This is a genomic window from Sphingorhabdus sp. (assembly GCF_023910635.1).
Taxonomy (GTDB): domain Bacteria; phylum Pseudomonadota; class Alphaproteobacteria; order Sphingomonadales; family Sphingomonadaceae; genus Sphingorhabdus_B.
In genome coordinates this window covers 195,207-208,302 of record NZ_JAAVVZ010000002.1, presented here as the reverse complement: position 1 = coordinate 208,302, position 13,096 = coordinate 195,207, and the positions used below count along the sequence as shown (strand labels likewise).

The following is a 13,096-nucleotide window of genomic DNA, read 5'->3' as shown; positions in this document are numbered from 1 at the left end:
CAAAAGTTTTGGGTTATTTTGCTGACGATCGCCGTACCGGTATCCACTTCGTGACCCTCTGTTGCATTGCTTGCACTTCAGGACTGGCCAAATTCACACTGTCCGCTCGGCCATAATGGTAGACCATAGCTGATCTGCGCGCACCGCCGCGGTTGTCCAATGATCGATGGAGCAGGAAGCTATTAAACACAAGTAAGTCGCCAGGGTTCATAAGCACAGGAATCGCGCTACCCTCGTCTACGCCCAATATTTCTAAATAGCCCTGGTTTGCGCCCTCCCGAAGATCTGGCACATGTTCCAAAACTGCGTTGGTATGCGACCCGGGTAAAACCGATAAGCAACCGTTATCAAGTGTCGCTTCGGAGATCGCTAGCCATAAACCTACTTGCGGCTGCTGATCAAAATTAAAATAATAGCTGTCCTGATGCCATGGCTGCCCCCAGGCACCTGGGTTTTTGAGAATAAACATGGACTGAAAAACGTCGATGTCATCGCCAAGTATGGACGAGACCAATGAAGCCGCGCCGCCACTTATCGCAAAATCATGCGCGGCACCTTGAAGGTGCGTGTTGAAAACTTTAGCGACAAAATCTTCTGGATTATTGGCCCCGACGGGTACTTGCGCTTCGGGCTGAACCAGCATCCCATTTTTTAAAATATAGGCTGGTTCACCCTGATGCGCAGATGGCGGGTCATTGCGGATGGCTGCAATGGCCTCTGCCTCCATTTGAATGCAGACCTTGGGATCCAAAAAACCTCGAATTACGACAAAGCCGTCTTTTTCCCAGTCCACCATCTGCTGTTTGCTAAGCATTCTCAATTGTTCCCGCGATTATTGACCAGTCGGTCAGATAATAGGCTTATTGGTGTGTGATGCAAGGCAATAAGGGGGGCCGCCGATGCTCAATTGTCATGATAGATGTCATGATAGATATTGTCTGTGTCTGGTGGAGTTTTACTTTTGACATGGTAAGAACGCGCATGAACTCGATTCCTGAAAAAGTTAAGCGCACCCGAAACGTCAAAGGTAAAATTGCCAACGCCGCAGTGTTGGCAGCAGCAACCAGCCTGTTCGCTGAGCGGGGTTATGAGGGCGTCTCGCTGGCAGATATTGCAGCGACGTCAGGTGTTTCTAAACCAAGCGTGTTGTATCATTTTCAGGACAAGGAAACGCTTTGGAAGCTGGCAGTAGATAGATTGTGGGCGGATGTTGATGCGTTTTTTAAAGAGCGACATCCCACAGGTCTTTCGCCGTCTCGAGAGCTGCTGGAAGCTCGGATCGAACTTTTCATTGAGGCGTCGATCATGTGGCCCGCTTACGTACGGATCCCTTTTATTGAAGGTGCAACTCCGTCATGGCGCAGCGAATGGCTGGCTGACCGGCACTTTGGCAAACATGTTTCAATGAACGACAAAATGATCCGCGCCATGCAGCATGAAGGGCTCCTTGGGCCAGGTGACCCCGCGCATTATCAGGCGTTGCTGACGAGTAGCGTAAACGTTTTGGTTGCGCAGAGCGCTATGTGGAATCGCACGTTTGCACGCCAACTAACCGACGCAGCAAATCTGCGGGAAAATATGAAACTGGTTGTTGATTTAATGATGTCAGAATCATTGTCTGACCGAACGGACAAATAACTAGACAACTGAAATCTGCTGATCTACATTCCGAATCAACCGCTTACAAAGGGCGGGTGCAAGGGAGAGAGACTATGCGTTCACATTTACTGGCGCAGACCGCGCTGATGACTGCATTATTTGCCGCGCTGCCGGCATATGCTCAGGATGTTTCGGCAACTTCGTCTGACGAAACCGCCAACGAAGGCGAAATTATTGTAACAGCCCAAAAGCGCGAGGAACGGCTGCGCGACGTACCACTTGCTGTCAGCGCAGTGAGTGGGACCGCATTGCTTTCACAGCAGATAACAACTGCTACGGATCTTCGTTTGGTATCTCCCAGCCTTAATTTTACGCCATCCGCAAACGCACGTGGTGAAGGCTTTGCTATCCGCGGCGTCGGTACCGCAATTTTTTCGGACACGGTTGAACAAAGCGTTGGCGTTGTGGTCGATGGTGTTGTCGTCGGACGCTCAGGGCAAGCGACGGGTGACCTGCTGGATCTTGAGCGCGTTGAAATTCTCCGTGGACCTCAAGGGATGCTTTTTGGAAAAAACGCCAGTGCTGGTTTGATTTCAATAAACACGCGGCGCCCGCAGCTTGGCGAGACGACTATGGAGCTGAAGGGTTCCTACGCGACACTTAATGAAATTAAACTATCGGCGGTGGGCAACCTCCCGTTGGGTGACATCGCGGCAATCCGCATAGCCGTTGGGGGCCAAACAGCCGATGGCACAGTATACAACCGCAAGCTCGATGTTGATGTAAATAACCGGAATGAGCAGAATGCGCGTGCTAGACTATTGATCGAACCCAATAGCGCGCTTGTCATCAATATCTCCGGCGACTGGCAAAAACGACGGTCGAGATGTTGTGCTTGGACCGCGAGATCGGCGCCTGCAAGCTCCCCATTTGGTGCATTGAATGCTGCATCTGGGGTTATTCCATCTATCGGAAATCGCGAAATAGCCGCAGGAGCGCCATTCTTTCAAAATGTAGATGCCTGGGGCACATCAGGGCAGATCGATTATGACTTCGGTTTCGCTACACTTACCTCAATCACAGCCTATCGGCGTTGGAAAAATGCGGACAATAATGATCCCGATTTGTTGCCAATAAACATACTTGATATCAATGACGGGGTTTCCAATCTTCGCCAGTTTTCTCAGGAATTACGGCTAACATCGCCAGCAGGGCCTGTTGAATGGGTCGCCGGGCTTTTCTACTACAATCAGCAAAACCGTACGAAAAGTAACCAGACAGGAACGCTGGGTGCCGTGGCGCTTCCATCACTTCTTGGAACGACACTCGACACAGACACGAAGAATGTGAGCAAGGCTGCTTTTGGCCAGATCACCGTGCGACCTCTTGACGGCCTGAAATTGATTGGCGGATTCCGCTACACCGAAGAAGAAATCGACCTTGATCTGACCCAGTTACGGGCACCGGGTACCGTTGCAACAATCCCTGGTCGCTTCAGTGGTACGATCAATGGCAACACTGGCGCTAACAACTGGTCTTACAGACTAACCGCTCAAGTTGACGTAACGCCGTCATTCATGGTCTACGCAACACACGCTCGGGGGTTCAAGGGGCCCGGTATTAATACATTAGGCGTCAGCACCTCTGTGACAGAAGTCGTTAAACCCGAAATACCGACCACATATGAGATTGGGGGTCGTGGCGCATGGTTGAACAACCGCTTAAACTTTAATATTGCTGCTTATCAGACCAAATATGAAAATTTTCAGGCTCAGGTTTTCGACCAAGGCGTTGTCCCAGGCCGCTTTCGGGTTACCAACGCAGGTCAGCTCGACACCAAAGGTGTTGAGGTTGAACTTGGTGTACGACCCACCGCCGGACTATCCCTGTCGGCCAACGCAAGCTATCTTGACGCGAAGTATGCCGACTTTGAGAACATAGCGTGTTATACTGGGCAAACGATACTGCCTTTTGGAACACCGCGCACATCCGACCGTCAGTGTATCCGAGTTAGTGCGGCCCCTTCAGCCACAGCCGTGACAAATGGCTCGGGTAACGCCCTTACCAACGCACCCGAACTCACGCTCTCGCTATTTGGCCGTTACGAACAGCCCGTTGGTGACCTGACTGGTTTTGTTCAGACAAGTTTCCAGTTCCGCGACAAAGTGAGCTTTTCAGCGGCGGGCGATCCAAACCTGCAACAGAAAGGCTTTGGCATTTTTAATGGCAGTGTTGGTGTAAATGGACCTGACGATCGATGGAATCTGACGTTCTTTGTCAAAAACCTTTTTGACAAATTCTACGCGACGAACATCATCAGCCAGCCGGTGCTGAACGCACCCGGTGTATATTCGCAATTCTACACTCCGGATTCTCGGCGGCTTGTCGGCGTTTCCTTAGGGATTAAATTTGGACAATGACCGCCAGAGTAAGCGACTGGAGACTGACTCGCGGGACGTATTGAACATTGATCGCAGATCGGTGCTTGCAACGATGGGGTTGGCGACGGCAGCGTCGGCAATTCCGTTGCAGGCACGGTCGCGGCGCCGACCGAACATTATTCTAATTGTCGCCGATGATCTCGGTTGGGGCGACGTTGGCTGCTATGGCTCGCCGTTTATCAAGACCCCACATCTGGACGCCTTGGCCCGGCGCGGGGTGCGGATGACCGACTTTTACGCGTCGGCCAACGTTTGCACACCTTCACGAGCAGGGATGTTAACTGGGCGCTATCCCATTCGAACGGGACTCGCGCATGAAGTCATCGCGGTCAAGGACAGTAAAGGGTTGCCACTTAGTGAAGTAACCATAGCTGACCTGCTTAGTCCTACTTACAAAACGATGCTGGCGGGCAAATGGCACCTTGGCCATGCTGCGCCGTCGTGGCCTCCGATGGTGCACGGGTTCGATAGCTTTGCCGGCATCCCTTACTCAAATGATATGCGGCCACTAAACTTCTACCGAAGTAACAAGGATGGAAGCCTTTCGGATGAACCTGCGGTGCAGGAGAAGCTGACGGAACAGTTTTTTGATGCTGGCATCGACTTCATTAAAGCCAATGCGGCGCGCCCCTTTTTCCTTATGCTCACGCCAAGTGCCCCCCATATTCCACTCCGTCCGGGACCCGCACATGCAGGAAGGTCCGCAGCTTCGGTTTACGGTGATGTCGTGGAAGAACTCGACGCTGCTGTAGGACGCGTCGTAGCGGCAGTTGCCAAATCTGGTCTCACGCGTGATACCCTCATAATGTTTACCAGCGACAACGGTCCCTGGTTCGAAGGCTCGGCCGGTCCGCATCAGGGACGCAAGGGCGGGGCCGGATGGGATGGCGGCTATTTGGTACCGATGATCGCCAGTTGGCCGGGAACGCTTCGCGCGCGGACAACCGACGCCATCGGCATGAACATTGACCTGCTGCCAACCATCGCCAGCGTTGCGGGCGTACCGCTGCCCTCGGGGGTAACGATCGACGGGCGCGATTTGCTACCAACCTGGCAAGGCGGTGCAGCTTCGCCACATACCCAATTGATCCTATTTAATAACGAACGCGTGGCCGCATTACGGACACCACAGTGGAAGTATGTTGGTCGTAGTTATTATCGTCCCTATAATGTGCCTCTTGCCGCAATTGGATACCCCTTATTGTTTGATGTTACCCGCGACCCAGGTGAGACAATCAACCTTGCGCCGAGATATCCTGCAATAGCTGCGCAAATGGCGGCACAATTCAAGTCCGCGCGTGATATGTTTGAACCACTCGGCGTCAATCAGGTTCCTGATTCCGTCCCGTCGGCTAGCTAACCATGACCACCGAGACTGTTTTGGCCACACCGGAAGGACTGAGAGGCCTGGCCCATTTTCGGGCATTGCTGGCGATGCATGGCGACGATGCAGACACGGACCTCGAAATCCGGCGTGCCCGGCTCAAAGCTATGGCCGCCGCCGTCCCCCGACCCAGAGATGTTACGGTAACTGACACGGTAATTAACGCCATCAGGGTCTTGCAAATCGATCCTCCTTCATGGTCGGGTCAAGCCGTGTATCTGCATGGCGGTGCATATGTGGTTGGATCGGCTGATACGCATCTACGGATGGCAGCAAAATATGCCCTAGCTAGCGGGGCACGGGTTTGGTCTATCGATTACAGATTAGCGCCTGAGCATCCATATCCTGCAGCAGTCGATGACGCGACGAATGTTTGGAAGGGTGTCAGTGAGAATATGCCTACCGCGATAATCGGCGATTCCGCAGGCGGAGGGTTGGCACTGGCGTTAGTTCGGCGCGTTCTAAGCCAAGGGCTATCACGACCCGCAGCAATAGCACTTGTGAGCCCATGGGCTGATCTTACGCTTGCAAATAACTCTATCAACACAAAGTCTGCAGCAGAAATTATGCTGTCAAAGCGCGGGTTGACGCTGGATGCCGAGCGTTACTGCGGAGGCGTTCCAACTTGTGATCCAAATGTATCGCCGGCGTTAGCTGATCTTCACGACATGCCACCTTTGCTAGTGCAAGTGGGTAGCGATGAAATCTTGTATGATGACGCTCAGATGATAGTAGACCGAATGGAAGCTGCTGGCCGCAATGTGCGTTTGCAGATTTGGCAGGGTATGACCCATGCATGGCCCGCCTATGGCGACCTAGTTCCCGAAGCAGCAGCGTCCGTTAAAGAAGTCGGATTATTTTGCCGCAAATGGCTCAACCACAAGGAATGATTATGGATTTTGAAGCAGAAGCCGACGAAATGCTAAACACGGCAACCCTGACAGAAAAAGTTGGAATGATGTCGGGTAACGGGTTTTTCAAGGCTTATGCCGAAGATGGCGGGTTATGGGGTGCTCGCCCTTATCGCGCAGGATCAGGCATCGAAAGACTCGGTATCCCACCCCTTTTTTTTACGGACGGGCCGCGCGGTGTTGCGCGCGGACAATCGACATGTTTTCCTTGTACAATGGCCCGTGGGGCAAGCTTTGATGTCGATCTTGAGCACCGGATCGGGGAGGCAATGGGGAGAGAAATTCGGGCGCAGGGCTGCACCTTGTCGGGCGCGGTTTGTATAAACCTGCTGAGGCACCCGGCGTGGGGCCGAGCGCAGGAGACATATGGTGAAGATCAGTTTCATCTAGGCGCTATGGGGACTGCACTTGGGTTGGGGATACAGACGCATAATGTCATCGCTACCGTCAAACATTTTGCTGCCAACAGCATGGAGAATGCCCGGTTCTTTGTTGATGTGAGGCTGGACGAACGCACGTTGCACGAAGTCTATCTTCCGCATTTTAAAATGTGTTTAGATGCCGGCGTTGCGAGCGTCATGAGTTCTTACAATAAGGTGAATGGCGAATATTGCGGCCAAAATAGACATCTTCTGACAGATATTTTGCGCGGCGAGTGGGGCTTTAAAGGATTTGTGCATTCTGACTGGGTGAAGGGTGTTTATGAGCCATATGGCGCAGCCGCGGGGCTCGACATAGAAAACCCAGAGCCCTTGCGCTGGGGAGACAGGCTTATTGCCGCCGTCGAAGGGGGTTTAATTGAGCCTTATGTGGTCGACACGGCATGCCGCCGAATCCTTGCAACGCAGCTGCGCTTTTCCAGAGCTGAAGACCCGCTGCCTGAATATCCGTTGGACCTGGTTGCATGCCCGGCCCATATCGCACTTGCGCGAGAGGCCGCTGAGAAGTCAGCAGTCTTGCTGGAAAACGATGGTGTCCTGCCCTTAACATCTGGTTCTAATGTTGCCCTGCTAGGTAAGTTAGCAGCAATTGAAAACACAGGCGACAATGGGTCAAGCCGCGTTCGTGCGCCACACATCATTTCGATCTTGGCAGGAATAAAGGGCCATCCTTCGACGGGAACGATCACCACAGCTGACGAAGACGATTTATCTACAGCTACGGCTGTTGCAGCAGCAGCGGATGTAGCGGTTGTGGTGGTTGGTTATACAGCCGAGGATGAAGGTGAATTTATTCCCGGCGATATTACATTGGGCCAAGCTGGCTCCGAAGCCAGCTTGCCACCTGAAATTGTCGCTGCGCGTGAAAATGCTCCTCCTCGCCCGAAGTCTATAGGCGGCGATCGTCTTAACCTTGGTCTACCGGAGTCCCAAATCGCGTTGATCAATGCTGCCGCCGCGTCCGGAACCCCTGTGATAGTGGTCATTGTGGCGGGATCTGCGGTCATGGTCGAAGCGTGGCGCGTTAATGCAAATGCGATAATGCAAACATTTTATGCAGGCATGCAAGGCGGCGCGGCCCTTGCCCGATTGTTGTTTGGAGACATTTCACCTTCAGGCAAATTGCCGTTTACCGTAGCACAAAACGCGTCCGACTATCCGCATTTTGACCGGGACGCTCTATCTATCGAATACCAATATTGGCATGGCTATGCGAAGTTTGAACAGGATCAATTAATCCCGCGATACGCCTTTGGCCATGGGTTGTCTTACGCAAGTTTCGAATATCGCGCTTTAAAAATTACCCGCGCAAGCGACGCAATCCATGTGTCTGTTGCGGTCTGCAACAGCGGCAGTATTGGGGCAGATGAAATCGTACAATGTTATGTCGGTTTTCCGGGGAGCATTACACCCAGACCTAAAAAATCACTGAAAGCTTTTGCCAGGGTTAGGCTTGAGCCTGGCGAAACAAAGATCGTATATATGACGATCAACATTGCGGACCTGCAATATCGGGACCCCGCAACGCACCAATGGCAGCTTGAGGCGGGTCAGCACAAGATCTTGGTTGGTGGGTCGTCGACCGGGAGTCACTTAATGCGCGAGTTTGCGTTGTGAGCATATCTGGCCCCGTTCTGCCCTTCGGTCGCCGGCTTGGCTATGGAGTGGGTGATTTTGGGTTCAACCTGTTTTTTACCACGGCGTCGCTTTACCTCTTATTTTACTACACGGACGTGCTGGGCCTTTCACCGTCGACTGCAGGATGGGTTTTTGCAGGAGCGCTTGTGTGGGATGCCGTGTTCGACCCAGTTATGGGTTATGTAGCCAACCGAACGCGAACCCGTTGGGGACGCTACCGCCCATATCTGATTTTTGGAGGCTTACCTCTGGCTGCGTCCTGGGCGCTGATTTTTCTTCCAGTTAATCTTGAAGGATCGGCGCTTATTTTGTTTGCGGCGTCCGCCCATATCGTCTTCAGGACGCTTTATGCGGTGGTTTCGATGCCCTATCTGGCCTTGTCCGCGACTATGACTGGCGACAGCCACGAACGTGGCGTTCTGGCAAGCATTCGCATGATCGCTGCAACTTCATGTGGTCTCTTCGCAGCTTTTTCCACTCTTAAGCTCGTCGAGCTCTTCGGCGGAGGCAGCACAGGTTTCTTCTGGACCGCAATTGTTTACGGATTAATCGCCTCGATTGTTTTCACGGTCGTCTTTGCCACCACGCGCGAAATCGCAGATGCGCCTGATGAGGTGTCGCCCACTGCGCGAGAGATGATTGTCATGCTCCGCCGTAACAGCGCATTTTGGGTTGTGTGCGCTGCAATGCTGGCTGGCGCTTTCGGCAGCACCCTGTTTTCGAAAACATTGCCATATTACTTCAAATATGCGGTTGATCGGCCTGACCTGATTGGTCTGGCGTTGACGATGCTTACTGCTGCGGTTGCTATTTCGATGCCTGTATGGACAGCCGTTATGAAGCGAACGTCCAAACGGACAATGTGGCTATCAGGGGCAGCTATAGGCTTAGCAGGCTATGTGCTTCTATGGTTCTCGCCCTCGCATGGTACGGCAATGTTTATACCCATTGCCGTTATCGGTTTTGGTGCCGGGGCAAGTTATCTGGGCTTTTGGTCCATGATGCCCGACACGGTCGAGTTTGGCGAATGGACAAGCGGCATCCGCTCTGAAGGCGCTGTTTTTGGTTTTGTGTCTCTCGTCCAAAAAGCGGCGCTTGGCCTAGCGGCCGCATTTTTGGGTGAGCTTTTATCGGCGATCGGCTATCGTGCTAATGTTGCTCAAGGAGCCGAAACCCTTGAAAGGATGCGCCTCATTATGATCCTGGGGGCCGGTGGCTTTGCAGTTATAGCAGCCTTCGCAATCAGCTTTTATCCTATCGACCGACGCATGCATGCACGGTTGCAAAGCGCTATTGAGACACGGCGCCAGCGGCGGCTGCGCCTAAAACGCTCATGAAAAACTGGTCACTGGGCTTCGATATACGGTGTGGGAAAAATTACCCGGCAGATATTTTACGCAGTCCGCTGTCACGCAGGCCAAGCAACCTGTGTCAAAACCTACCCAACAACAATGACATCTAAATATCGGGCGTGCCCTTTCCACGCGCAGAAACTTGCGCCGTCTGTCGGACGAAGTGCTGACATCGGCACGTCGACTTGCGGAAAATAGGAGGTCGGTGAATGGCGGGTGTCGAGCGCACGCATGGCGTTGTGCGTAACGGCTTTGCGCCGGTCACTACAAGCCACTGGTCAGCGCAATCCGGACGGCCTCTTGCTTGAAATCTTCCATATGCCTCATCATCTCTTCGGTCTCCTTGTATGAGTGTTTAACTCTCAAGTGACCGGTGCAAAACCGTTATAAATCAAGTCTGCTGACGCAGGTGCGCCGGGTGCCAATGCTATCCACTCTCTCCTATTTTTGAAGCCTTATGGCATATTTGATTCCCAGAAATTAGTTCGGTGTTTCCTTGATACGCAACATCGCCAGCGCCGCCAGTGCCATAACAATTGCGGCAAACGCCATAGTCCAGATGGGTTCTGTTGGGAAAAAATGCTTCAGCACTGTTCCCATGGCTGTCGCCACCAAAAGCTGTGGCACGACGATGAATACGTTGAACAATCCCATATATATGCCGAGTTTCTGCTGCGGCAGGCTCGACGCAAGAATGGCATAAGGCATCGCGAGAATTGAGGCCCACGCGATGCCGATGCCGATTTCGGCGAACAGGAGGATTTGCGGTTCGCGGATGAACAAGAATGCCGCAAAACCAGCGGAACCTGCAAGCAAGCAGATCATATGCGTACGCACTTTACCAAAACGCTGCGCCATAGTTGGCAACAGGAACAAGGCTGCCAAAGCGGCCACGCCATTATACACCGCGAACAATATCCCAACCCAGTTTCCACCCTCATTATAAGCAGCAGAATTTGGGTCATTTGAACCAAACGCATATTGGGCAACGACTGGGGTGGTGTATATCCACATGATGAATAAAGCCGACCAGGAAAAAAACTGCGTCAGCGCGAGCTTTTTCATGATGTCAGGCATGCCGGAAAAATCCCCGACAATGTCGCTCAACATATTGTTGCCACGGCCACTCTTCGCAAGCTGAATAGCGATGATGCTGGCTAAGCCATAAGTTGCCAATAAAGCCGCAAGCAGGAACATTTCTTTTTCAAGGCCAGACAGTTCGACAAGAGCTGCGACCAATAACCCTGCGCCAATCCAAACAAATGCACTTGTCTGTGAACGGGCCGCAAGTGCGCGGACGGTTGACTGCGCGTCTTCATGGCCATCGGTATCGAACGCACGCAATTGGTCTGGACTATATTCTTGGGTCGTGAAAACGGTCCACAATACAGATAGCAGATAAACAAGGCCGCCGAACCAGAAGCTATATTTGACGGTGTCGGGGATGCCGCCACCCACAACTTCGTTGGCAACCCCAAATTGATCAAGCGCCCAAGGAAAAATCGAACCTACGACGGCGCCTGCGCCGATGAATGCCGTTTGCAGCGAATAGCCCACGGTATGCTGATCCTTGCGCAGCATATCGCCCACAAATGCACGAAATGGCTCCATTGATACGTTAATTGCCGCATCCAAGATCCACAACATAACTGCAGCTACCCACAAAGCGGGAGACAGCGGCATAATAAATAGCGCCAAAGACGCCATGATTGATCCCGCCAAGAAATAGGGACGTCTTCGGCCCAGCTTCCCCAACCATGTCCTATCGCTCATATGGCCGATAATAGGCTGCACCAAGAGCCCGGTTAGCGGCGCGGCAATCCATAAGACAGTCAAGTTATCGAGGCTCTCGCCCAAGGACTGGAATATTCGCGACATGTTTGCATTCTGCAACGCGAAGCCGATTTGAATTCCGAAGAATCCAAAGCTGATGTTCCACAGCCCCCAAAAGCCCTGACGCGGCTTTTCCATCACCCTCTCCCGAACATATTTTTATGCGCTTAGGCTGGCAGAATATAGACGCCCTCGCAATGCTCAGCGCGGGATTTGCAACTTACGCATACGTATAAGGAGTTGAATCGTTCACTGTGACCCGCACGACTTGCGCACGATCAACTTCGCGGGCAGCACCGCAGTGGGCACCTGTTCGTTACGGATTTGCTTAAGCACACCGTCAACCAATATTTCGCCGGCGAGGCGATAATCCTGTTGGATCGTGGTCAATGGTGGATGCGTTAGGCTAGCTGCTGGAATGTCGTCAAACCCGATAATCGCGACGTCAGAAGGTATATCAAGCCCACGCTCCCGTAAGGCGCGCATGGCGCCAATGGCTATTGTGTCGCTTGCCGCAAATATGGCGTCGAATTTCTCCCCGCTTTCAATCAACCGCATCGCGGCCTCATAACCATCGTCTTGAGCGTTTAGGGCATCGACCTGCAATTTTGGGTTCGCAATGATGCCTTCTCCACCTTGAGCTTCGCAAGAGCCGCGATAGCGATCCTGAAACTCCGGATAATGGCTGCTGGCATCGCCGAGAAAGGCGATATGGCGCCGACCATGCTGTAACAGATGCCGTGCAGCATCAATGCCGCCACGGAAGTTATCACAGCCGATTGTCGTGCCCGGCTGTCCCTCTTGCGCGAAGCCCCAACGGACGAAACGGGTCCCTTGTTCAACGAGTTGCTCAAGTTTGGCGCGGTAGAGTTCGTAATCGCCGTAACCGAGTAAGATTATACCGTCCGCCTTGCGGCTGTCTTCATAATCGACATGCCAATTAGCCGACAGTTGCTGGAATGAGATTAGCAGATCATATCCACGCTGCGCGCAGGTTCGGGTAAGAGACCCAAGCATAGACAAGAAAAATGGGTTGATACGGGTATCGTCCGGCGAACGCTCTTCAAAGAACAACAAAGCCAGCGTCCTTGTCTCTTGCAGACGCAAATTGGAGGCGTTTTTGTCGACCTTGTAATTGAGCTGCTTTGCAATTGCTTCAATCCGCAGCCGCGTTTGCTCTGATACGTTTGAGTTACCGCGCAGTGCACGCGATACCGTCGGCTGCGACACGCCAGCAAGCTGCGCAATATCAAATGATGTGGCTTTGACTGCCATCGCCGTTCCGCGCCTTTCCAGCTCCTACTTACAACGTATAAGGAAAGAGCAAACAGCGCAACAACACCAAAAATATTAGGCGAGGGCGGGTTTGAGGGGGACGGCACGGCACCGGCTGTTGCCAATTCGTCACAATAAACAATACATATTTTGAATACGTATGTGGATTTCTGGTCAATTCAAAAGGCGAGGCGCATTTTGGCAACATCATAAATGCATCCAG

At 52.6% G+C, this 13,096-nt stretch carries 10 protein-coding genes; 6 read left to right on the top strand and 4 right to left on the bottom strand.

The window, feature by feature from the left end; translation table 11 throughout:
- Positions 1 to 13: 13 nt before the first annotated feature.
- Entirely contained in the window at positions 14 to 814 is an 801-nt protein-coding gene (locus tag HEQ34_RS01390) for a phytanoyl-CoA dioxygenase family protein (protein ID WP_296196367.1), read from the bottom strand.
- A gap of 110 nt (positions 815 to 924) precedes the next feature.
- On the opposite strand from HEQ34_RS01390, the gene HEQ34_RS01385 reads away from it, so the two are divergent.
- The 6 genes from HEQ34_RS01385 to HEQ34_RS01360 all read left to right on the top strand — a co-directional run bounded on the left by HEQ34_RS01385 (position 925) and on the right by HEQ34_RS01360 (position 9,750).
- On the top strand, positions 925 to 1,638 hold the full coding sequence (locus tag HEQ34_RS01385; RefSeq protein ID WP_296196363.1) for a TetR/AcrR family transcriptional regulator: 714 nt from the start codon (positions 925 to 927) through the stop codon (positions 1,636 to 1,638).
- A 74-nt stretch (positions 1,639 to 1,712) separates the two neighbouring features.
- Entirely contained in the window at positions 1,713 to 4,019 is a 2,307-nt protein-coding gene (locus tag HEQ34_RS01380) for a TonB-dependent receptor (protein ID WP_366934831.1), read from the top strand.
- A gap of 40 nt (positions 4,020 to 4,059) precedes the next feature.
- Positions 4,060 to 5,400 carry a sulfatase-like hydrolase/transferase gene (locus HEQ34_RS01375; protein ID WP_296196361.1) on the top strand — a complete coding sequence of 447 codons (1,341 nt, stop codon included), beginning with the start codon at positions 4,060 to 4,062 and terminating at the stop codon, positions 5,398 to 5,400.
- A gap of 2 nt (positions 5,401 to 5,402) precedes the next feature.
- Entirely contained in the window at positions 5,403 to 6,314 is a 912-nt protein-coding gene (locus HEQ34_RS01370; protein ID WP_296196358.1) for an alpha/beta hydrolase, read from the top strand.
- Between the two features lie 2 nt (positions 6,315 to 6,316).
- Complete coding sequence (locus tag HEQ34_RS01365; RefSeq protein WP_296196355.1) at positions 6,317 to 8,392, top strand: glycoside hydrolase family 3 C-terminal domain-containing protein; 2,076 nt, start codon at positions 6,317 to 6,319, stop codon at positions 8,390 to 8,392.
- Positions 8,389 to 9,750, top strand: a complete 1,362-nt coding sequence (locus HEQ34_RS01360; RefSeq protein ID WP_296196352.1) for an MFS transporter — start codon at positions 8,389 to 8,391, stop codon at positions 9,748 to 9,750. The genes HEQ34_RS01365 and HEQ34_RS01360 overlap by 4 nt, the downstream gene beginning before the upstream one ends.
- A gap of 101 nt (positions 9,751 to 9,851) precedes the next feature.
- Here the strand turns inward: HEQ34_RS01360 and HEQ34_RS14435 are convergent, their stop codons facing one another.
- The 3 genes from HEQ34_RS14435 to HEQ34_RS01350 form a co-directional block, all read right to left on the bottom strand.
- Positions 9,852 to 9,998: a DUF427 domain-containing protein gene (locus tag HEQ34_RS14435; RefSeq protein ID WP_366934830.1), complete on the bottom strand. Its 147-nt coding sequence runs from the start codon at positions 9,996 to 9,998 to the stop codon at positions 9,852 to 9,854.
- A 247-nt stretch (positions 9,999 to 10,245) separates the two neighbouring features.
- A complete protein-coding gene (locus HEQ34_RS01355) occupies positions 10,246 to 11,736 on the bottom strand; it encodes an MFS transporter (RefSeq protein ID WP_296196350.1) in 1,491 nt (496 codons plus the stop codon).
- A gap of 111 nt (positions 11,737 to 11,847) precedes the next feature.
- Positions 11,848 to 12,873 carry a LacI family DNA-binding transcriptional regulator gene (locus HEQ34_RS01350; protein ID WP_296196347.1) on the bottom strand — a complete coding sequence of 342 codons (1,026 nt, stop codon included), beginning with the start codon at positions 12,871 to 12,873 and terminating at the stop codon, positions 11,848 to 11,850.
- Between the last annotated feature and the right edge of the window lie 223 nt (positions 12,874 to 13,096).

Excerpts from the sequence above, each read along its gene's own strand:
- HEQ34_RS01380 (WP_366934831.1), top strand. The coding sequence starts at position 1,713 with ATGCGTTCACATTTACTGGCGCAGACCGCGCTGATGACTGCATTATTT.
- HEQ34_RS01365 (WP_296196355.1), top strand. The coding sequence starts at position 6,317 with ATGGATTTTGAAGCAGAAGCCGACGAAATGCTAAACACGGCAACCCTG.
- HEQ34_RS01350 (WP_296196347.1), bottom strand. The coding sequence starts at position 12,873 with ATGGCAGTCAAAGCCACATCATTTGATATTGCGCAGCTTGCTGGCGTG.
- HEQ34_RS01390 (WP_296196367.1), bottom strand. The coding sequence starts at position 814 with ATGCTTAGCAAACAGCAGATGGTGGACTGGGAAAAAGACGGCTTTGTC.
- HEQ34_RS01355 (WP_296196350.1), bottom strand. The coding sequence starts at position 11,736 with ATGGAAAAGCCGCGTCAGGGCTTTTGGGGGCTGTGGAACATCAGCTTT.
- HEQ34_RS01370 (WP_296196358.1), top strand. The coding sequence starts at position 5,403 with ATGACCACCGAGACTGTTTTGGCCACACCGGAAGGACTGAGAGGCCTG.
- HEQ34_RS01385 (WP_296196363.1), top strand. The coding sequence starts at position 925 with ATGATAGATATTGTCTGTGTCTGGTGGAGTTTTACTTTTGACATGGTA.
- HEQ34_RS14435 (WP_366934830.1), bottom strand. The coding sequence starts at position 9,998 with ATGCGTGCGCTCGACACCCGCCATTCACCGACCTCCTATTTTCCGCAA.